Source organism: Tsukamurella sp. USMM236 (assembly GCF_037148755.1).
GTDB lineage: Bacteria > Actinomycetota > Actinomycetes > Mycobacteriales > Mycobacteriaceae > Tsukamurella.
The window spans coordinates 355,942-375,875 of sequence record NZ_JBBCSS010000004.1 but is presented as its reverse complement, the minus strand read 5'-3'; the positions used below and the strand labels follow the sequence as shown (position 1 = coordinate 375,875).

The window sequence follows — 19,934 nt, the reverse complement described above, 5'->3', positions numbered from 1 at the left end:
CACCATCGAGGGATCATGAGCAGACGAGCACAGCGCCGGTGGGCGCGGAACCAGGCTCGCCAGCAGGCGTGGCAGCAGGGCTGGCAGAACTGGCAGCAGGGGTGGCAGCAGGGTGCCGAGCAGGCCTCGGCCGCCCCGTTCCGCGCGCCCGCGCCGTCGTCCGCCGTCCCGCCGGCCGCCACGCGGCCCGCCGTCGTCCCGCCCCCGGTGCAGCCGGCCCCGGCACCGTCGTACCCCCGCCTGTACCGCCGCAACGGCGGCGCGGTGATCGGCGGCGTGTGCGGCGGCATCGCCGATCACCTCGGCGTCGACGCCACCAAGGTCCGCATCGCCTTCACCCTGCTCGCGCTGCTGGGCGCGGGCGTGGTGATGTACGCGCTGCTGTGGTTCATGTGCCGCCCGGGCGCCGACACCGAGCATCCCGACCCGGCCGAACGCCGCCAGGGCCTCGCGCTGGCCGTCCTCGGCGTCGTCGGCGCCGCGACCCTCGCCTCCGTGGCGAGCAACACCAGCGCCGGCTTCGTGGTCCCCGTCCTGGTCATCGGGATCGGTGCGGCCCTGGTCTGGCGGGAGGCCGACTCCGCCTCGCGGACACCGGCGTCCACGCACGCGGGCGGCTCCCGGCTCATCACCGGGCTGCGGATGCTGGGCGGGGTCACGCTGGTGATCGTCGGCCTCGCCGTGGTCTTCCTGGGGCGGGTCGACGTGGCCGCCATCCCGACGGCGCTGGCCGCCGTCGTGCTCACGCTGGTCGGCGTCGCGCTGCTCACCGTGCCGATCTGGGTGCGCATGTGGCGCGACCTCGGCGCCGAGCGCGCCGCCCGGGTGCGCACCATCGAGCGCGAGGAGATCGCCTCGCACCTGCACGATTCCGTGCTGCAGACGCTCGCCCTCATCCAGAAGCAGTCCGCCGACGGTGCCGCCGTCAAGCGCCTCGCGCGCAGCCAGGAGCGCGAGCTCCGGGAGTGGCTGTTCGGCGGCTCCGAGGCCCCGGCGCAGTCCCTGGCCGCGGCGCTCAAGGCCGCCGCGGCCGACGTCGAGGACGCGCACTCGGTCGCGGTCGACGTCATCACCGTGGGCGACGTCGAGGGCGCCGAGCTCGGCGTCGACGACCGGTTCACGGCCCTGCTCGGCGCCGCCAAGGAGGCGATGGTGAACGCCGCCAAGCACTCCGGCTGCGAGAGCATCGACACCTACGCGGAGGTCGACGAGGCGTCGGTGTCCGTCTTCGTCCGCGACCGCGGCGTCGGATTCGACCTCGACGGGGTACCGTCGGACCGGCAGGGCCTGGCCAAGTCGATCCGGTCCCGGATGGAGCGCCGCGGCGGCAGCGTCGCGGTCCGCACCGCTCCGGGCCGGGGCACCGAAGTGCGGCTGTCGATGGCGAGGCTCGCCGAGGGCGACGAGACGGTCGCGCCGGAGACAGCGGAGGAGAGTGCGTGAGCTACCGGGTGTTCCTGGTCGACGATCACGGCGTGTTCCGGTCCGGCGTGCGCGCCGAGCTGGCCCGTGAGGATTCCATCGAGGTGGTGGGCGAGGCCGGCACCGTCGGCGAGGCGGTGGCGGGGATCCTCTCCGCCGGCCCCGACGTGGTGCTGCTGGACGTGCACATGCCCGACGGCGGCGGCGTCGCCGTGCTGCGCGGCGTGACCGACGGCGCCCCGCGCGCGAAGCTGGAGAAGGCGCCGGTCTTCCTCGCGCTCAGCGTCTCCGACGCGGCGGAGGACGTGATCGCCACGATCCGCGCCGGCGCCCGCGGCTACGTCACCAAGACGATCTCGGGGGACGAGTTGGCGGATGCGGTGCGCCGCGTCGCCGAGGGCGACGCGGTCTTCTCGCCGCGGCTCGCCGGCTTCGTGCTCGACTCCTTCACCGGCCGCTCGCCCGTGCCGGAGCCCGCGCTGGACCCGGAGCTGGACTCGCTCACCCCGCGCGAACTGGAGGTGCTGCGCCTGCTGGCGCGCGGCTACACCTACCGGGAGATCGCCGAGGACCTGTTCATCTCGGTCAAGACCGTCGAGACGCACGCCTCGAACGTGCTCCGCAAGACGCAGCAGAGCAACCGCAACGCCCTCACCCGCTGGGCGCACACCCGCCACCTCGCGGACTGACCGCGCCGGGCTCAGCCCAGCGCGATGATGATGCCCGCGATGATCGCGGCGAGCACGATGAAGCCGCCGATGATCCACGCCGCGAGAACGGTGTTCGACATCTTCGACGGCGGCGCCACCGGCGGCGGCACGTAGGCGCTGGGCCGCGGCGCGGGCGGGATCGGCCGCTTCCGCTCGATCGGGCCCGACGCCGTCGTGCGCGCCGACGGTGCCCGGTCGCCGGGGGTGCGCTCACCGGCGGTGCGCCGCAGCCACACCGCGGGCGCGCCCTCGGTCGCCTGCAGCGGGGCGGCGAGGATCGCGGCGGGGTTGCCGCCGCCGGCCGCGACCGCGGCGAGCCGGTCCCGCGCCTCGATCAGCGAGGGCCGCCGCTTCGGGCTCGGCTGCAGCATGTCCAGGATGACGCGGACCAGCGGACCGTCGTTCTTGGGCGGATTGATCTGTCCCAGCGCGACTTTGTGCAGCAGGGCGATCGAGTCCTCGTCGACGCCGAAGGGCGGCGCGCCCTCGAGCGCGGTGTACAGCGTCGCGCCGAGCGAGTACAGGTCGGAGGCCTCGGAGGGCTCGGTGCCGCGGGCCACCTCGGGGGCGAAGTAGGCGGGCGTGCCGGTGATGATCCCGGTGGGGCCGGCGTCGTCGCCCTTGGCCCGCGCGATGCCGAAGTCGGAGAGCTTGACGGTGCCCGACGCACGGCCGCGGTTCGCGATCAGGATGTTGCCCGGCTTGATGTCCCGGTGGATGATCCCGGCCTCGTGCGCCTCGACGAGGGCGTCGGCCATCTGCGCGCCGATCTGCGCCACCTGCCGCTCGGGCATCGAGCCGGTCATGTGCAGCACCTGGGCCAGCGAGCGCGAGGGCAGGTACTCCATCACCAGCCAGGGCTCGCCGCGGTCGAGGGCCACGTCGTACATCGCGACGGCGTTGCGATGCTGCAGCCGGGCCGCGAGCCGGCCCTCGTGCAGGGCGCGCCGGCGCAGCTCGTCGGCCTCCTCCTGGGTGAGCCCCTCGGTGGAGATGACCTGCTTGGCGGCGACGTCGCGCTCGAGGCGCTCGTCGCGGGCGAGCCACACGGCGCCCATGCCGCCGCCGCCGATCTTGGAGGTGAGTCGGTAGCGCCCGGCGACCAGGTGATCGGGCCCGGGGACACCCCTGATCGCGCCGCTCGCACCCGTCGTTTCCGCCACGCCGTTGATCCTAAGGGTCAGGCCCGGCGCGCGCGGTACGCGGCCACGTTCAAGCGGTTGTTGCAGCCGTCGTCGCAGAATCGGCGGGAGCTGTTGCGGCTGAAGTCCACGAGCACCCCGGCGCAGTCCGGCGCGGCGCAGCGCCGGAGCCGGTCGAGGGCGTCGGCGCGGACCACGTCGACCATGCCCATCGCGGGCTCGGCGAGGAAGCGCTCCGCGATCGGCGTCGCGTCGTTCCAACCGTGCAGGTGGTACGGCCAGTCGTCGTGCCGCACGAGCTGGGGGAGGACCGCCGCGTCGCGCAGCATCCGGTTCACCAGGTCGACGGTGCCGGCCTCGTCGCCCGCGAGGTCCCACAGGCCGCGCAGGACGCGGCGCACGGCGTGCACGCGGTCCAGCTCGTCCTCGCGCAGGGGGATGGGCCCGGTCCAGCCCCAGCGCTCCACGAAGGCGCGGAGCGCGGCGACGTCGGGCAGGCGCTCGGGGCGCTCCGTGCGCGCGTCGGAGGCGGTGTTCACCAGATCGGCGGCGCTCGCGAGGGCGGATCGGGTGTCGTAGGAGAACATGACGCTGCGAATGCTAACCGGATGGGCGTTGCGGTCGCTACTCTCATCGGGTGTCCAGCCCTCTTGGAATCACCCCCGACGACTCCCTCCGCCAGGGACTGCAGAGCCGCCACATCAGCATGCTCGCGCTCGGCGGCGCGATCGGCACCGGTCTGTTCGTGGCGTCCGGCGCCACGATCAGCCAGGCCGGCCCCGGTGGCGCCCTCCTGGCCTACGCGCTCATGGGCGTCATGGTCTTCTTCCTCATGCAGAGCCTCGGCGAGATGTCGGCGTACATGCCGTGCAGTAATCCGTTCGAGGAGTACGGCAGCCGGTTCGTCAGCAAGTCCTTCGGCTTCGCAGCCGGGTGGAACTACTGGTTCAACTGGTCGATCACGCTGGCCGCGGAGGTGGTGGCGGCCGGCCTGATCATGAAGTTCTGGCTGCCCGACGTGCCCACCTGGATCTGGTCGGTGATCTTCCTCGCCGGCCTGTTGGCCCTGAACCTGTTCGCGGTGAAGGCCTTCGGCGAGGCCGAGTTCTGGTTCGCGTCGATCAAGGTGATCGCCGTGGTGATCTTCCTGATCGTCGGCGTGCTGATGGTGTTGGGCGTGGTCGGCGACGGCCCGGCCCCCGGCTTCTCCAACTGGACCATCGGCGACGCGCCCTTCGTGGACTGGCCGCTGGGGATGCTCTCGGTCTTCCTCATCGCGGGCTTCGCCTTCCAGGGCACGGAGATGATCGCGGTCGCGGCGGGCGAGGCGATCGAGCCGAAGAGCGCCATCCCGCGCGCGGTGCGCACCGTCTTCTTCCGGATCCTGGTCTTCTACATCGGCACGCTGACGATCATCGCCTTCCTCATCCCGTACACCAGTCCCGAGCTGCTGGACGCCTCCGCGGAGAACGTCGCGGTGGCGCCGTTCACGCTGGTCTTCAAGCTCGCGGGCATCGACGCCGCGGCGTCGATCATGAACGCGGTCATCCTCATCGCCATCCTCTCCGCCGGCAACGCCAGCCTGTTCGCCGCCACGCGCGCGCTGTACGGCCTGGGGGTGGAGGGCAACGCGCCGAAGATCTTCGCCAAGGTGACCAAGGCCGGCGTTCCCATCGCTGCCACGGCGGCGACCACCGTGATCGGCTGCCTGTGCTTCCTCGCCGGCCCGAAGGGCGATGGTGCCGCGTACACGGTGCTGGTCGCCGCCTCGTCGGTCGCCGGGTTCGTGACCTGGATCGGGATCGCGTGGGCGCACTACAAGTTCCGTAGGGCGTGGAACGCGCAGGGGCGTTCGCTCGACGAGCTTCCCTACAAGGCGTGGCTGTACCCCGCGGGACCGATCGTGGCGCTGATCATGTCGATCGCAGTCGTCGCGGGCCAGGGCTACCTCGCGTCCGAGGACTCCGAGACGGGCGCCAGCATCAGCCTCTGGCTCACCACGTATGCGGCCCTGATCCTGTTCCTCGGGCTGTGGTGGGGACACAAGCTCATCACCAAGGCGCCGACCGTCGACCCGAAGACCGCGGATCTGTCGCCCGTCGCCGCGGCCTCCGCGCACCACGATCCGGATCGCGTGGGCTGATAGTCGATCGCTCGAGGAAGGCGGATCGCCCCGGTACACGGGCGATCCGCCTTCGTTGGTCCGGGCGCGGCGAGGGTAGGGGAGTGATGACCTTCGCGTACTCGACCATCCTCATCCCGAGGTTCTGCGTCCCACCGGCGACGTGATGCGTGCGATGCATCGCCTCGCCGCGAAAAATGCTCGTGAACTGCGACGATCGTGTGATGCGCCGGGCGCATCACTCTGCTGGAACCCCTCTCACCTCGGCGCTTGACGCCGTTCGGATCGCGGATCTACGCTGAGATAAGATCGAACAGAAGTTCTAGTCATGTCTTCCCCGTGGCTCGGCTTCCGCACTGATCGGTGACGCGGGATCCGAAGGTAGGGGAGGGGTGTGACACATGTCCGCACGTGTTCAAGCGTTGGCAGGCAATCGCGAGGAGAAGCTGGCGGAGCTGCGCAAGCGGCTCGCGACGCTGCCGGAGAAGCATCGTCCGGCGAAGGTGCAGGCGCCGGTGGAGGCGCCGCTGCAGGACGAATCAGCGCAGCTCGGCATGGGTGTGCTGCCGGTGCACGAGGAGCTGGCCCGACTGCTGCCGGGCGGCGGCCTGCCGCGCGGCACGGTCGCGGAGCTCTCGGGCGCGGGCTCGCTCGCGGTCTCGCTGGTGGCCGGCGTCTCGCGGGCGGGATCGAGCGTCGCGTTGTGCGGCGTCTCCGGCTTCGGCATGGCCGCCGCACTCGAACAGGGGGCCGATCCGGAGCGGATCGCGCTCATCGCCGGCCCGCTCGCGGACCCGGTGGCCGTCGCCTCGATCCTGCTCGACGGCGCCGACGTGGTGCTGTGCGAGCTCGGGGGCATCGCGGTGCCGCCCAGCCGCGGCCGCGCCATCGCCGCCCGGGCCCGTTCCCGGGGCTCGATCCTGCTGGTCACCGGCGGCCGCTGGGAGGGCGCCGCGCTGCACCTCGGCGCGCGCGTGCGGGGCTACACCGGCCTCGGCGCCCGGCCCGGACGCGGCCGGATTCGCGGGATCGACCTGGTCTTCTCCGCCCGCGGCCGCGGCTGCGTCAACCCCTACCGGGGCGCGGCGCAGGGCGAGCCCGCAGGCCTGGCGGTGGCCCGATGACCGTGCCCGCCGCGAAGGAGCAGCGCATCCTCGCCCTGTGGTGCCCGGACTGGCCGGCGGCCGCCGCGGCGGCGGATGCGGACCTGCCGCCCGACCGCCCCGTCGCCGTCCTGCACGGCAACCGGGTCGTCGCCTGCAACGCCCCGGCCCGGGCCGACGGGGTGCGCCGCGGCATGAAGCGCCGCGAATCCCAGGCCCGCTGCCCGGGGCTGCACATCGCCCAGGCCGACGAGGGGCGGGACGCGCGGCTCTTCGAGCCCGTGGCGGGCGCCGTGGCGGCGCTGATCCCGCTCATCGAGGTGCTGCGCCCGGGGCTCGTGGTGATCCCGGCCCGGGGCGCGGCGCGCTTCTTCGGCGGCGAGGAGCAGGCGGCCGAGCGCCTCGTGGACGCGGCGTCCTCGGTGGGCGCGGAGTCGCTCGCCGGCATCGCCGACGAGGTCTTCACCGCGGCCCTGGCCGCCCGCCGCGGCGTCGTCGTGCCGCCGGGGGAGTCGGCGGCCTTCCTCGCCCCGCTGCCCATCGCCCAGCTGGGGGCGGAGCCGGCGCTCGCGGGCGGCGACCGCACCGAGCTGCTGGATCTGCTGCGCAGGCTGGGGCTGCGCACCGTCGGCGCCTTCGCGGCGCTCACCGCGACCGACGTGGCCACCCGCTTCGGCGCCGACGCGATCGCCGCGCACCGGCAGGCCCGCGCGGTGCCGGACCGGCCGCCGTCCACCGCGGCCCTACCGCCCGGGCTGGAGGTGGAGCTGCGGCCCGACCCGCCCATCGACCGGGTCGACGCGGCGGCCTTCGCGGGCCGCGCCCTGGCCACGGAGCTGCACGGCAAGCTGTCCGCGGCGGGCGTGGCGTGCCTGCGGCTGGAGGTCTCCGCGATCGCGGAGAACGGCGAGCGGCACAGCCGCATCTGGCGCTGCGCCGAGCCGCTCACCCCGGACGGCACCGCCGACCGGGTGCGCTGGCAGATCGACGGCTGGCTCACCGGCGGCCGGTCCGCGAAGCGGGGCGGGGAGGGCGGCCCGGGCGCCCCGATCTCCCTGCTGCGGCTCGAGCCCGTGGAGGTGGTCGACGCCGGCGCGCTGCAGGCGGGCATGTGGGGCGACGATGCCGACGGTGCCGCCCGGTTCCGCCGCGCCCTGGTCCGGGTGCAGGGCCTGCTCGGCGGGGAGGCGGTGCGGATGGGCGTGCGCAGCGGCGGCCGCGGCCCGGCCGAGCGGGTCACCTGGGTCCCGCTGGGCGACGAGGTGGTCCCGGAGCGCGATCCGGCCGCGCCGTGGCCGGGTCGGATGCCGGAGCCGGCGCCGTCGGTGCTGGTCACGGGCGCCGCGGTCACGATCACCGACGCCGCGGGCGCGGCCGTGCGGGTCACCGAGCGCGGCGTCTTCACGGGCGAGCCCACGCACCTGGTGTGGGGCTCCCGCGACTGGTCGCTCAGCTGGTGGGCGGGGCCGTGGCTGGTCGACGAGCGCTGGTGGGCGGCGGACGGCGCCGCCGAGCCGCGGGCCCGCGCCCAGGTGCTGCTCGAGCCGGCGCCCGGCCGCGACGACGGGCGGGCCCTGCTGCTGCAGTACGCCGGGAGCTGGGAGGTGGAGGGGGTGTACGAGTAGGCGGGCGCCGCCCGCGGAGTCAGCCCGCGCTGCCCGAGAAGGCCACCGAGAGGTACGGGTTGGTGTCCGGCGCCGGGGCGGCCCGGAACCGGTTGCGACGGTGCTTCGCCCGCTTCCCGGGCGTGAGCGCCGTGCCCTCGGAATCCTCGGGGGCGGGCTCGTCACCGGGGTCCACGACGGTGTCGTCCGCCTCGTCGTCCGCCTCGTCGGCCGGCGGCAGAACCCGGTGGTGTCCCGCGGCGGGAACGTCCTCGACGGGGGCGGGCTCGTCCACGGGGGCTGCGACGGTGTCCTCGACGGGCTCCTCGATCGGGTCCTCGACCGTCGCTTCGACGGCCTCCGGTGCTGCGGCTGCGATCGCCTCCCGGCGGCGCACGCGATGGGCGACGGCGAGCGCGGCCAGGTAGGTGACGGTGCCGGCGGCGCCGCCGACCACGAGCGCCCACGCGAGGGGCCGCGCGATGCCGGGGTCCGGCGCCGGGGCGGGCGCGCTGGTCACGGACCGCAGCCGGGTCTGCGTGAGGGCGAGCTGGCCGTCGATGGCGCCGAGCGCCGTTTTCAGCTGTCCCACACCGGTGGTCAGGTTGGTGACGGAGGCGTTGACGTCCTTGCGTGCCGAGGCCAGCTTGGTCAGCCCGTCGCGCAGCTGCCGGGCGGCGCTGCGCGCGGAGGTGAGGGAGGCGTCGGCGTTGGCGGAGGCGCTGCTCAGGCTGCTCGTCATGGTCGAGAGCGTGCTGCGCATGCCGGCCACGTCGTCGAGCGCGCCCACCCCCTTCGACCCGGCGAGCGCGCGATCGAGCTGCGCAACGGCCTCGGCCGAGCCGGGCGACGGGTGCTCGATCAGCCGACCCCGCAGCGCCACGAGGGCGGCACGGGTGCCGGCCGCCACCTGCTGCAGGCCCTGGGTGCGCTCGAGCGCGCCGCCGAGCGTGGCGGTCGCCCGGTTCACCTGGTTCAGGGCGGCGGAGAGGGAGGAGGCCTCGTCGAGGCCCGAGACCAGCTGTTCGGCACCGGTTTTGGCGGTGTCGACGCTGTCGAAGATCTGCGGAACCGAGCTCGCCGAGGTGTTCAGCCCGTTCCCCGCCGAGACCACGGCGTTGGACAGCAGGCCGAAGAGCGCGCGCGACTCGTCGGCGGCCTTGAGGGCGACGCGCGTGTTCTCGGCGTTCTCCCGCTCCTGGGCCGGCGCCGGCGGAGTCGTTCCCGCGGCGATGAGGAAGGTGGCGCCGCCGGCGACGAGCGCGATCAGCACGGCGAGCAGCGCGGTGCCCGTGAGGGCCCACGCCGAGCGGGCCGCCGCGCGGAGCGGGCGGGTCAGCTTCATGGTCATGCCTCAACCTTAACGTGAAGTCGAGACTTTGGTGAAAGGATAACCGCCGGAAGAAATTTGAATTTGCAATGTCAAGGTGGGCGAGTGCGGACTATCCGCCCGGGCGGTTGACCGTCCCCATCATCAGAGGCATCCCCGTCGCCGTGTCGACCACCGAGTACGCGAAGGCCCGGTCCACCACGAAGGGCGCGGGGCCCGGGGCGGGCTCGGGAGTCGGCGCCGCGGTCGCGGTGCCGGCGGCGGTGCCCTTCTCGCCCACGGTGAGCACGGCCGCGGCGCGGGCGTCGGCCAGCCACGGCGCTCCCGGGGCCACGCCGTCGAGGCCCGGGCCGGCGAACAGCCCCGTCAGGCCCACGTCCCGGAGCGGGTCCGCGAGCCCGGTCCAGGTGGTGGTGCGCCACTTGGGCAGGCTCACCTCGTGCGGGGCCGACGGTGCCCCCGCCAGCGCGATCCTGGCGGCGGTGAACCGGCCCTCGCTCGCCGCGTCGGCGAGCGGGGTCCCGGGCGCGGGCAGCACGATCTGCAGCGCGAGCGTGGTGCCGTAGTCGAGCTGCAGCGCCGTGAAGCCCTCGCCCGCGGCGACCCGCGCGGGCACTGTGCCGCGCATCGTGAGCGGGTCGAGCACCGCACCGTCGGCGGCGGTGAACGGCGCGGGCCGGGTGCGGGCGGCGTCGAACGGGAAGCGCCACGCGGCCGCGAGGTAGGCGGTGGTCGCCGCGGCGAGGCGGGTGCCGGAGTCGACGCGCAGCGGCGCGGAGGTGAAGCTGCTGCCGGTGTTCACCGCCACCCACTCGCCCAGCGGTTCGCCCACGCCGGCGCCGAAATCGACGGGGTAGACGCCGGTGTCGTAGGAGGCCGACAGCATGTCCAGGTACTCGGCCCGGACCCGACGGTCCTCGGGCTGCTTCGCGGACAGGAGCGCGACCTGCGACTGGAACAGCGGCGTCGCGGGCGGCGTGTCCGCGGGCACGGTGCCGGGATCGCCCGCCCACTGCGCGGTCTGGCCGGTGAGCGCCGCCATCGCCCGCGGCACGTCCTTCGCGGCGCCGAGCCCGGCACCGTCGAGCTGCGCGGCGGTCTCGCCCTGTGCCCCGGCCCGGAGCATCCCGAGCAGGCTCAGGACGGACCAGGGCGAGACGGCGGTGCTCCCGGCGCGGGGGTCGCCGGCCGCGAGCCGCGCGCCGAGGCGGGTGGCGGTGGATACCAGCGCGGTCACGTCGCCGCGCGTCTCGTCGATCCCCACCTGCTCGAACGCGGTCTTGGACCGTTCGAGCGAGAGGGCCTGCGGCGCCGACGGTGCGCCGCCGCACGCCGCGAGGGTCCCCGCGACGAACAGCGCCACCGCGGCGCGCCGGATCTGCATGAGGGCCATCGTACGGCCCGCGCTCAGGCGCCCGCGCGCTCCAGCAGGGCGCGGCCGTTGTGCCACAGCACCTTGCGCATCCACTCGTCGCCGAGGCCGAGCCGGGCGAGCCCGAAGAGCTGGTGCGCGTAGTCGTAGGGAATGTTGGGGAAGTCGCTGCCCAGCACCACCTTGTCGGCGAGCGCGCCGAGCCGCTCGACGTAGCCGGGCGGCATCGGGGCGGTGCGCTCGGTGAAGTCGGTCGCGGCCATCGTGGTGTCGAGGTACACGTTGGGGAAGCGCTCGGCGAGATCGGCGAACCGGTCGTACTCGGGCATGCCCAGGTGCGCGATGACCAGCGTCAGTTCGGGGTGCCGGCGCAGCACCTCGGCGACCCGGTCGGGGCCCGTGTACGGCCCCTCCACGGGGCCGGAACCGGCGTGGATCACCACCGGGATCCTCGCGGCCGACAGGACCTCCCAGGCCGGGTCCAGCAGGGGATCGTCGGGCGCGAAGACGCCCACCTGGACGTGCATCTTGAACAGTCGCGCACCGTCGGCGACGGCCCGCGCGACGTACTCGCCCACGCCGGGCTCGGGGTAGAGCGTGGCGCAGTGGATCCCGTCGGGCACGCGGCGCGCGAACTCGGCGCACCAGTCGTTGAGCCACACGGCCATCCCGGGCTTGTGCGGATAGGTGAGCGCGGGGATCGCCGTCACGCCCATGCCGCGGATCAGCTCCAGGCGCGTGTCCTCGTCGAACCGGTACCGGATGGGCCACTCGCGGCCGTACTCGGAGCTCGCGCGGTCGAAGAAGTCCCACACCTTGATCAGCATCGGCTCGGGCAGGAAGTGCACGTGGATGTCGGCGAGGCCGGGGATGCCGAGGGTCTTCAGGTAGCCGGCGATCTCGTCGTCGGAGGTCGGTCCCGTCGTCGTGCTCGGACTGCTCATACCGGTCAATGTACCCACCTCGGTGAGGCGCCGTTCACCGAAATGAGGAGGCGGTAAAGTCGAGTCCCGACGTGATGTTCGGGGGTGTGTGATGGTGGACGCGGGAAGCACCCGGTGGTTGTCCGACGAGGAGATGGCGGCGTGGCTGCCCCTCATCCACGTGGCGATGCGGCTGCCGGCCAAGCTGGACACGCAGCTGCGGACCGACTCCGGCATCACCCACTACGAGTTCATGGTGCTCGCGCAGCTCTCGCAGGCTCCGGACCGCACCCTCGGGCTGTCGGCGCTCGCCGAGGCCGCCAACTCCTCGCCCTCGCGGCTCTCGCACGTGCTCCGCAAGCTCAGCGAACGGGGCTGGCTGGTGCGGCACGCGGAGGGGCGCTCGGCGTACGCCGAGCTCACCGACGAGGGCTTCTCCGCGCTCGACGGTGCCGCCCGCGGGCACGTCGCGGAGGTGCGCCGGCTGGTCTTCGACCACCTCACGGCGCGCGACGTCGCGGCGCTGCGGGCCGCGCTCTCCAAGGTCACCCCGGGTCTCGCCGACGAGGCCTGACCCCGGTCCTCAGGCCGCGGCGGCCACCGCCCGCAGCAGCAGGTCCCGCGGGGCGCGCAGCCGCGAAACGAGGGCGACGTGCCGCATCGCCCGCGAGAGCAGCATCGTCCGCTGTCCCGCGCGGCGCCGCGCCGCCTCGTAGGCGCGCAGCGCGGGCGCCGCGTCGCCGCCGACATCGGCCGCCGCGCCGAGGGCGTCGGCCAGGGCGGCGGCGTCCAGCAGGGTCTCGCACGCGCCGCGGCCCAGGTTGGGTGCCATGGCGTGGGCCGCGTCGCCGAGGATGGCGACGTTGCCGCGCACGATCCGCGGCAGCCGCGGCAGGTCGCGCGATCGGTAGTGCAGGGCCGTCTCCGCCTCGATGCCCTCGATGGTCTCGGCCACTCGCGGGGCCCAGCCGCGGTACATCGCGCGGAGGAAGCCGCGCGGGTCCTCGTCCGGGTCCGGGGTGCCCGGCGGAACCACCCGCGGATCGAACTCCGAGTACCAGTTGATGTAGCCCCCGTCGCGGGGCGTGACGCCGAACAGTCTTCCCGGGCCCCAGTATTCGGTGAACACGTCGGTGTCGCCGGGACACCGGCCGATGAGCACGTCGACGCCGAGGGGTCGCGGCGCCACCTCGTGCCCGACGACGTGCGCGCGGACGACGCTGCCGATGCCATCGGCGCCGACGATCACGTCGTGGGTGAGCCCGTCGAGGCCGGCGCGGCGATCGCCGAACCGGACCGCGGGTGCGCACGCGGCGAGGGCTTCGAGGAGCCGGGGCCGCGAGATGATGACGGTGGCGCCCTTCGCTCGTACCTCGGGGCCGAGCCGGTGCCCCTCGGCGCTGCGGATCTCCGCGATCCGCTGATCGATCCCGATCTCCCGCACCGCGTCCGCCGCGCCCACCCGCTCGAGCACCGCCATCGCCTCGGGCCACATCCCGAGGGCGGTGCCGGTGGTGGGGAGCGACGCCGCGCGTTCGAAGACCTCCACCTCCCAGCCCTGCTGCGTGAGGAGCGCTGCGGTGGCCAGCCCGCCGATGCCGCCGCCGATGATCGCTGCCGTGGTCATGACTTCACGGTACTACAAACGTAGTATTCGGGTACAGTCCTCGCTCATGGGCAGACGGGAAGAGGTCCTGGACGGGGCGATCGAGGTGCTCGGCACGCTCGGCCTCCGCGGGCTCACGCACCGCGCCGTCGACGGCACCGCGGGTGTGCCTGCGGGGACGGCGTCCAACTACTTCCGCTCGCGCGCCGCGCTGGTGCGCGGTGTCGTCGAGCGCCTGGTGGAGGAGGATCTCGCCTTCTGGGCCGCGTTCGACGGGGTCCAGGAGTCCACGCCGGGTGACGTGGCGGAGCGTCTCGCGGAATTCGTCCGCTGGTCTATCGGCGACGGTCGGGTGCGGGGCGTGGCGCGGCTCAACCTGTTCGCCGCGGCCGCGGTGGAGCCGGACCTGCGCGAACCGCTCCGGCGTGGGCGTCGTGCCGTCGAGCTCGTCGGTGAGCAGGTCGGTGCCGCCATCGGCCTCGGAGTCGCCGAGTCCGCGCTGGTGATGGACGCCACCGACGCCCTGATCACGCGACAGCTCGCGATGCCGACCGAGGGTTTCGATCCGTTGCCCGCGCTGACGACCCTTCTCACGCGTCTGCGCTGAAGGGGCCCGGCTAGCGGGGCGTCTGAGCGACGACCGTGCCTCGGCCCGCCGGCGGGCCGAGGGTGTCGACGCCGTAGTCCCAGGACTTGCCGTTCGGGGCGCCGATGCCCGCGAAGGGCGGGTTGGGCGCCTGCGGCAGGTTCGGGGCCTGCCCGCTGCCGATCGGAGAGGTCGGCGTGGACGTGGTGGGCGTGGTCGTGGGCACCCCGGTCGGCGGGCAGGCGTAGCCGGGCTGTACGTAGACCGCCTGCTCGTAGCCCGGGCCGCCCATGGCGCTGCACCAGGTGTAGCCGCCCGGCAGGGTCCAGGGCGGAAGGCTGCCGTCCGTCGGGTACGGCACGCGCGTCGTGGCCGGAAGCCCGCTCGGGTCGGCGGACGCGGGCGGGGAGGTCATGGGGAACAGCAGGGAGGTGCCCAGGGCGAGCACTGCGAGGCCGGCCGTCGCGTACCAGGGCGCGCGGGACGGGCCCGTGGACTGTGTGTGCATCGGATTCGTTCCCATCTCGAGTTAGATCGGCAGGGAGGCGGAGTAGGTGAAGACCTCGTTGTCGAACTCGCTGGAGGACATCGTGATCCCCGCTCCGATGCGGACGCCCACGTTGCCGGCGCAGCCGTCGACCTTGACGTGGACGCCCTCGACCGAGACGCCCGCACGGTTCTTCGCGATGGTCTTCTTCCGGACGACCGAGGTGGCGATGCCGCCCGGTTTGATCACGGTGGAGACGTTCGCCGCGGCCCCGAGTCCCGCGCCGACGCCGGCGCCGATGTTGAGGGAGCCGCCGGCGATCGACAGTGCCGGGCTGACGGAGACGCTGGGGCCCACGGTGGCGGAGACGCCGCCGCCGACGGCGACCCCGGAGGCCACGTCGACGGCGCAGCCGATCTGGACGATGAGGGCCATCTCGGCGCCTTCGAAGGGGCTCGAGCCGGCTCCGTCGACGCTCCCGACGGCGGTCGCCTTGAAGAACGCCTCGCGACTGGTGGGCGTGCCGGCCAGGTTGGAGACGGGGTTGACCTCGACGCCCTGCAGCTGGATGCGGACCTTCCAGCCGTCCTTGGTCGTCCGCGAGATCTGAGTGTCCTTCATCGAGGTCGGAGCGCCCACCGCCTGGGGTGCGGCGGCGAACGTTCCCGCTGCGACGGCGAGGGTGCACATGGAGGTGGTGGCAAGACGCGTTGCGCGACCGGTGTTTTGGCGGTCGCGCAGGCGGGCTGAGGTCACGTGGGGAGACGCTAGCAACCGACGATCCAAGCGTCAACTACAAAAATAGTATGACAAGCGTATTCGTTCGACGGCGATAGTCGTATCGAACATGTGAGCGTATGGTGGGGGAGTGGGATGGAGTAACGGGCCGAGCTGGTCGGAGATGGAGCGGGTGCTCTCCGGGCGGGCCCCGGTGCGCCGGGCGGAGGAGCCGCCGGGCGACGGTGGCGACTCCCCGGCCTGGTCCCGCAAGCGGGAGCCCTACGTTCCGCCCCCGGTTCCGCCCAGTGGCGGTCTCCGTTCGTCCCGCGTGCCCTACGCGGAGCTGCACGCGCACACCGCCTTCAGCTTCCTCGACGGCGCCGCGCAACCGGAGGAGATGGTCGAGCAGGCCCACGCGCTCGGCCTGAAGGCCCTCGCGGTCACCGACCACAACGGCTTCTACGGCGTGGTCCGGTTCGCCGAGGCGGCCTTGGAGCTCGGCGTCCCCACGGTCTTCGGGGCGGAGCTGTCCCTGGAGCACGACACCGAACGCACCGGCGCCGAGGACCCGTCGGGCGAGCACCTGCTCGTCCTCGCCCGCGGGCAGGAGGGCTACCGCCGCCTCTCACGCGCCATGGCGGAGGCGCACATGGAGGCGGGGGAGAAGGGGCTGCTGCGCTTCCATCCGGACCGCCTGGCCGAGTGGTCCGGCGGCCACTGGCACATCCTCACCGGCTGCCGCAAGGGCGCGGTCCGGCGCGGCCTCGCCGCCCGGGGGCCCGACGGTGCCGCCGCCGCCCTGGCGCAGCTCGTCGACCGGTTCGGCGAGGGGCGGGTGAGCATGGAGCTCACCGTCCACGGCGTCCCCGAGGACGACGAGCGCAATCATCTGCTGGCCGGCGTCGCGGCGCGGATGGGGGTGGGCACCGTCGCCACCACGGGGGCGCACTTCGCCCGTCCCGGCCAGCGTCACCTGGCGTCGACGCTCGCGGCGATCCGCGCCCGCCGCAGCCTCGACGAGCTCGACGGCTGGCTCCCCGCCGCGGGCGGCGCGCACCTGCGCTCGGGTGACGAGATGGCGCTGCTGCTGCCCGAGCACCCCGGCGCCATCGCGGCCGCCGCCGAGCTCGGTGCCGAGTGCGCCTTCAGTCTCAAGCTGATCGCGCCGAAGCTGCCGCCCTTCGACGTCCCGTCGGGCCACACGGAGGCCACCTGGCTGCGCGAGCTGACCCGGCGCGGGGCGCTGGAGCGGTACGGCCCGCCGGAGTCGAATCCGCAGGCGTACCGGCAGATCGAGCACGAGCTGAACGTGATCGAGACGCTCACCTTTCCCGGCTACTTCCTCATCGTGCACAGCATCGTGACCTTCTGCCGGGACAGCGACATCCTGTGCCAGGGCCGGGGCAGCGCCGCCAACTCGGCCGTCTGCTTCGCGCTCGGCATCACCGCGGTCGACCCGGTGCGCAACCAACTGCTCTTCGAGCGCTTCCTGGCCCCCGAGCGCGACGGCCCGCCCGACATCGACGTGGACATCGAGTCCGACCGTCGCGAGGAGGCGATCCAGTTCGTCTACCGGAAGTACGGCCGCGAGTACGCCGCGCAGGTCGCGAACGTCATCACCTACCGCGGGCGGTCCGCGGTGCGCGATACCGCCCGCGCGCTCGGCTACTCGCAGGGGCAGCAGGACGCCTGGAGCAAGCAGATCTCCAGCTGGGGGTGGCGGCAGGATCCGGTGCCCGAGGGCATCCCGGAGCGGGTGGTCGAGCTGGCCACGCAGATCGCGGACTTGCCGCGGCACCTGGGCATCCACTCCGGCGGCATGGTGATCTGCGACCGGCCGATCGCCGACGTCTGTCCCACCGAGTGGGCGCGCATGGAGAACCGCAGCGTGCTGCAGTGGGACAAGGACGACTGCGCCGCCGCGGGGCTGGTGAAGTTCGACCTGCTGGGCCTCGGCATGCTCAGTGCGCTGCACTACGCGAAGGACCTCCTCGCCGAGCACAAGGGCATCGACGTGGACTTCGCGCAGCTCGACCTCACCGACGAGAACGTGTACGAGATGCTCTGCCGCGCCGACTCGGTGGGCGTCTTCCAGGTGGAGTCGCGCGCGCAGATGGCCACGCTGCCGCGCCTGAAACCGCGGACCTTCTACGACCTCGTGGTGGAGGTCGCCCTCATCCGGCCCGGCCCCATCCAGGGCGGCTCGGTGCACCCGTACATCCGCCGTCGTAACGGGCTCGAGAAGCCGGCGGTCGAGCACCCGTCGATGTGGAAGACCCTCGAGCGCACCCTGGGCGTGCCGCTCTTCCAGGAGCAGCTCATGCAGCTCGCGACCGACGTGGCCGGCTTCTCCCCGGCGGAGGCCGATCAGCTGCGCCGCGCCATGGGGTCGAAGCGCTCCACCGAGAAGATGGAGCAGCTGCGGCAGCGCTTCTACGACGGGGCCCGGCACCGGCACGGCATCGAGGGGGAGGTGGCCGACCGGATCTTCGAGAAGCTCGCCGCGTTCGCCAACTTCGGGTTCCCCGAGAGTCATTCGCAGTCGTTCGCGTCGCTGGTCTTCTACTCCTCGTGGTTCAAGCTCTACCATCCTGCGGCCTTCTGCGCCGCGCTGCTGCGGGCCCAGCCGATGGGCTTCTACTCGCCGCAGTCCCTCGTCGCCGACGCGCGGCGGCACGGCGTCACGGTGCACGGGCCGTGCGTGAACCGCAGTCTGCCGTGGGCGGATCTGGAGAACGCAGGGGCGGAGGTCCGGCTCGGGCTGGCCGCGATCCGCACCATCGGCGACGACCTCGCCGAGCGCATCGTCGACGAGCGGAAGGCGCACGGCGCCTACGCCGGCCTCACCGACCTCACCGCCCGCGTCGAGCTCACGGTCGCGCAGTCGGAGGCGCTCGCGACCTCCGGTGCGCTGGACTGCTTCGGCCGGGATCGGCGGCAGGCGCTGTGGGAGGCCGGCGCCGCCGCCCGCGAGCGCCCGGACCGGCTGCCGGGCACGGCCACCGCGGGAGCCCCGCCCACCCTGCCCGGGATGAGCGAGACGGAGCTCGCGGCGGCGGACGTGTGGGCCACGTCGGTCACCGTCGGCAAGTACCACACGGAGTTCCTCCGGCCCGCCCTCGACCGGCTCGGCGTCGTCCGCGCCGACCGCCTGCTCTCGCTGCCCGACGGTGACCGCGTGCTGGTGGGCGGGGCCGTCACGCACCGGCAGCGGCCCGCCACCGCGGGCGGCGTCACCTTCATCAACCTCGAGGACGAGACCGGGATGGTGAACGTGGTGTGCAGCCAGGGGTTGTGGGCGCGGTACCGGCGGCTCGCGCAGTCGGCGCCCGCACTGCTGGTGCGGGGGAAGCTGCAGAACGCGGAGGGCGCCGTCACCGTCGTCGCCGACCGGCTGCAGCGCATGGACCTGTCGGTGCCCTCCCGGTCCCGCGACTGGCAGTGAGGGTAGCCTTGGGCAAGTGACCGAGGAGGCGTACGAACCGGACCGCACCACGGCGCCGGAGCTGCGCGAGGTGCTCGCGGACCTCCGTCGCCGCGAACCCGTCTTCCACGGCCCCTGCTGGCGATCATTGCAGGACTTCGACGACGCGGTCGCGCAGGACTTCTGGGAGGTCGGCGCCTCGGGGCGACGGTACAGCCGCGAGCACATCCGCGCGGTGCTCGCCGAGCGTATGGCTGTGCCGCAGGACGAATCGGACTGGGAGACCGGCGAGTTCCAGGTGCGCGCCATGGGGGCGTCGGTCTACCTGCTCACGTACACGCTGGTGCAGGGGGAGCGCAGCACCCGGCGGCTCACCGTGTGGCGGCGCCGCGAGAACCGGTGGACGGTGATGTTCCATCAGGGCACCGTCGTCGCGGACTGACTCGCCGCTCACGCGTCATCGAGCCGAGACGGACCGGCCGGGCGTCGTCGAAGCGGAGGTCGCGCACCCGGGACAGGTCGGCCCAGAAGGCGCGCCCGCCGGGGGTCCTGCCGAGCGGGCCGACGACCCTGCGGAACCGGGCGATCTCCTCGGGGAGCGCGGGCCGCGCCGGGCCGGCCGTGCCCACGAGCTGGACCCCGGGGCTCTGCTCGAACCGCCCGCGGAGCAGCGCGCGCAGCCAGCGGAGCGGGCCGCTGTCGACCGCCAGCACCGTCACCCGGGGGTCGAGTGCGAGGTTGCGTGCGAGCCGCGCGTTGAACACGTCGAAGTAGATGCCCGAGCGGGCCTCTCGATCCAGCAGGATCGAGCCGATGGGGGTGACGTGCGGGGAACCGTCGGGATTGCGGGACGCGACCGCGCAGTGCAGCGACGAGCGCACGGCGCGGCGCACGGTGGTGCGCGCGGCCGCCCACGGTACGTCCGGGGCGGTCACCGCGACGTCCCCGGGGCGGTGACGAAGACGGTGCCGCGGGCGATGGCGCACAGGCGCGGCTCGCCGTCGCCGGACTCGTGCCAGATCTCGGCGGTGGCCACGGCGTGCGTTCGGGCCCGGTGTACGACCGTCGCCGCGGTGCGCAGTCGCCCGTCCCGCGCCGCGCGGAGGTAGTTCACGTCCACGCCGCCGGTGAGTACGTCCGTGCCGAGGACCGACCCCGCCGCGAAGGTCAGCGCGTTGTCGGCCAGGTACGCGAGGACGCCACCGTGGGCGACGCCGAACTGCTGTCGGTGCCGGTCCTCGATGTCGAGGACCAGCTCCGCAACGCCCCCGCCGAACGCCGTGATCCGCGCGCCGACCACGGCGTTGAAGGGCTGGGCGTCGAGGATCGCCGAGGCGAGGGCGAGGGACTCCGCGTTGGGTTCGAGCATGACGGCTCCTTTTT

The 19,934-nt window shown here is 73.6% G+C and carries 19 protein-coding genes; 9 read left to right on the top strand and 10 right to left on the bottom strand.

Features of this window, described 5'->3' with window-relative positions; genetic code table 11:
- The first annotated feature begins 15 nt into the window (after positions 1-15).
- Together WFK95_RS15895 and WFK95_RS15890 are read left to right on the top strand one after the other, a co-directional pair.
- The gene (locus WFK95_RS15895; protein ID WP_336671233.1) at positions 16-1,443 is read left to right on the top strand and encodes a PspC domain-containing protein; all 1,428 of its coding nucleotides are present in this window, start codon (positions 16-18) and stop codon (positions 1,441-1,443) included.
- A complete protein-coding gene (locus WFK95_RS15890; protein WP_224650231.1) occupies positions 1,440-2,111 on the top strand; it encodes a LuxR C-terminal-related transcriptional regulator in 672 nt (223 codons plus the stop codon). Before WFK95_RS15895 ends, WFK95_RS15890 begins: the two co-directional genes overlap by 4 nt.
- Before the next feature lie 11 nt (positions 2,112-2,122).
- Here WFK95_RS15890 and WFK95_RS15885 read toward each other — a convergent pair whose 3' ends face one another.
- Positions 2,123-3,295 carry a serine/threonine-protein kinase gene (locus WFK95_RS15885; protein ID WP_336671232.1) on the bottom strand — a complete coding sequence of 391 codons (1,173 nt, stop codon included), beginning with the start codon at positions 3,293-3,295 and terminating at the stop codon, positions 2,123-2,125.
- 17 nt (positions 3,296-3,312) lie between these two features.
- The gene (locus WFK95_RS15880; RefSeq protein WP_224650227.1) at positions 3,313-3,861 is read right to left on the bottom strand and encodes a CGNR zinc finger domain-containing protein; all 549 of its coding nucleotides are present in this window, start codon (positions 3,859-3,861) and stop codon (positions 3,313-3,315) included.
- 50 nt (positions 3,862-3,911) lie between these two features.
- Here WFK95_RS15880 and WFK95_RS15875 point away from each other — a divergent pair, with 50 nt between their 5' ends.
- The 3 genes from WFK95_RS15875 to WFK95_RS15865 all read left to right on the top strand — a co-directional run bounded on the left by WFK95_RS15875 (position 3,912) and on the right by WFK95_RS15865 (position 8,124).
- Entirely contained in the window at positions 3,912-5,417 is a 1,506-nt protein-coding gene (locus WFK95_RS15875) for an amino acid permease (RefSeq protein ID WP_336671231.1), read from the top strand.
- Between the two features lie 401 nt (positions 5,418-5,818).
- Positions 5,819-6,520 carry a hypothetical protein gene (locus WFK95_RS15870; protein WP_336671230.1) on the top strand — a complete coding sequence of 234 codons (702 nt, stop codon included), beginning with the start codon at positions 5,819-5,821 and terminating at the stop codon, positions 6,518-6,520.
- Positions 6,517-8,124: a DNA polymerase Y family protein gene (locus tag WFK95_RS15865; RefSeq protein ID WP_336671229.1), complete on the top strand. Its 1,608-nt coding sequence runs from the start codon at positions 6,517-6,519 to the stop codon at positions 8,122-8,124. The genes WFK95_RS15870 and WFK95_RS15865 overlap by 4 nt, the downstream gene beginning before the upstream one ends.
- A 19-nt stretch (positions 8,125-8,143) precedes the next feature.
- Here WFK95_RS15865 and WFK95_RS15860 read toward each other — a convergent pair whose 3' ends face one another.
- The 3 genes from WFK95_RS15860 to WFK95_RS15850 form a co-directional block, all read right to left on the bottom strand.
- Positions 8,144-9,454, bottom strand: coding sequence for a hypothetical protein (locus WFK95_RS15860; RefSeq protein WP_336671228.1), 1,311 nt, complete (start codon positions 9,452-9,454; stop codon positions 8,144-8,146).
- Positions 9,455-9,545: 91 nt separating this feature from the next.
- Positions 9,546-10,817 carry a serpin family protein gene (locus tag WFK95_RS15855; RefSeq protein WP_336671227.1) on the bottom strand — a complete coding sequence of 424 codons (1,272 nt, stop codon included), beginning with the start codon at positions 10,815-10,817 and terminating at the stop codon, positions 9,546-9,548.
- A 23-nt stretch (positions 10,818-10,840) separates the two neighbouring features.
- Positions 10,841-11,749 (bottom strand): amidohydrolase family protein, encoded by a 909-nt coding sequence (locus tag WFK95_RS15850; RefSeq protein WP_336671226.1) that lies wholly within the window; start codon positions 11,747-11,749, stop codon positions 10,841-10,843.
- Between the two features lie 91 nt (positions 11,750-11,840).
- Here WFK95_RS15850 and WFK95_RS15845 point away from each other — a divergent pair, with 91 nt between their 5' ends.
- Positions 11,841-12,302: a MarR family winged helix-turn-helix transcriptional regulator gene (locus WFK95_RS15845; protein WP_224650212.1), complete on the top strand. Its 462-nt coding sequence runs from the start codon at positions 11,841-11,843 to the stop codon at positions 12,300-12,302.
- Between the two features lie 9 nt (positions 12,303-12,311).
- On the opposite strand, the gene WFK95_RS15840 is transcribed toward WFK95_RS15845, so the two are convergent.
- The gene (locus tag WFK95_RS15840) at positions 12,312-13,355 is read right to left on the bottom strand and encodes an FAD-dependent monooxygenase (protein WP_336671225.1); all 1,044 of its coding nucleotides are present in this window, start codon (positions 13,353-13,355) and stop codon (positions 12,312-12,314) included.
- Positions 13,356-13,401: 46 nt separating this feature from the next.
- On the opposite strand from WFK95_RS15840, the gene WFK95_RS15835 reads away from it, so the two are divergent.
- On the top strand, positions 13,402-13,941 hold the full coding sequence (locus WFK95_RS15835) for a TetR/AcrR family transcriptional regulator (RefSeq protein WP_224650208.1): 540 nt from the start codon (positions 13,402-13,404) through the stop codon (positions 13,939-13,941).
- 10 nt (positions 13,942-13,951) lie between these two features.
- Here the strand turns inward: WFK95_RS15835 and WFK95_RS15830 are convergent, their stop codons facing one another.
- Positions 13,952-14,428, bottom strand: coding sequence for a hypothetical protein (locus WFK95_RS15830; RefSeq protein WP_336671224.1), 477 nt, complete (start codon positions 14,426-14,428; stop codon positions 13,952-13,954).
- A gap of 21 nt (positions 14,429-14,449) precedes the next feature.
- Positions 14,450-15,163 carry an MspA family porin gene (locus WFK95_RS15825; protein ID WP_336671223.1) on the bottom strand — a complete coding sequence of 238 codons (714 nt, stop codon included), beginning with the start codon at positions 15,161-15,163 and terminating at the stop codon, positions 14,450-14,452.
- A gap of 112 nt (positions 15,164-15,275) precedes the next feature.
- Here WFK95_RS15825 and WFK95_RS15820 point away from each other — a divergent pair, with 112 nt between their 5' ends.
- Both WFK95_RS15820 and WFK95_RS15815 read left to right on the top strand, forming a co-directional pair.
- Positions 15,276-18,572 carry an error-prone DNA polymerase gene (locus WFK95_RS15820; RefSeq protein ID WP_336671222.1) on the top strand — a complete coding sequence of 1,099 codons (3,297 nt, stop codon included), beginning with the start codon at positions 15,276-15,278 and terminating at the stop codon, positions 18,570-18,572.
- Positions 18,573-18,588: 16 nt separating this feature from the next.
- The gene (locus tag WFK95_RS15815) at positions 18,589-18,993 is read left to right on the top strand and encodes a nuclear transport factor 2 family protein (RefSeq protein WP_336671221.1); all 405 of its coding nucleotides are present in this window, start codon (positions 18,589-18,591) and stop codon (positions 18,991-18,993) included.
- Here the strand turns inward: WFK95_RS15815 and WFK95_RS15810 are convergent.
- Both WFK95_RS15810 and WFK95_RS15805 read right to left on the bottom strand, forming a co-directional pair.
- Positions 18,923-19,486, bottom strand: coding sequence for a pyridoxamine 5'-phosphate oxidase family protein (locus tag WFK95_RS15810; RefSeq protein WP_224651062.1), 564 nt, complete (start codon positions 19,484-19,486; stop codon positions 18,923-18,925). The two genes, WFK95_RS15815 and WFK95_RS15810, sit on opposite strands and share 71 nt — an antisense overlap.
- Entirely contained in the window at positions 19,483-19,920 is a 438-nt protein-coding gene (locus WFK95_RS15805) for a PaaI family thioesterase (RefSeq protein ID WP_224651077.1), read from the bottom strand. The genes WFK95_RS15810 and WFK95_RS15805 overlap by 4 nt, the downstream gene beginning before the upstream one ends.
- Between the last annotated feature and the right edge of the window lie 14 nt (positions 19,921-19,934).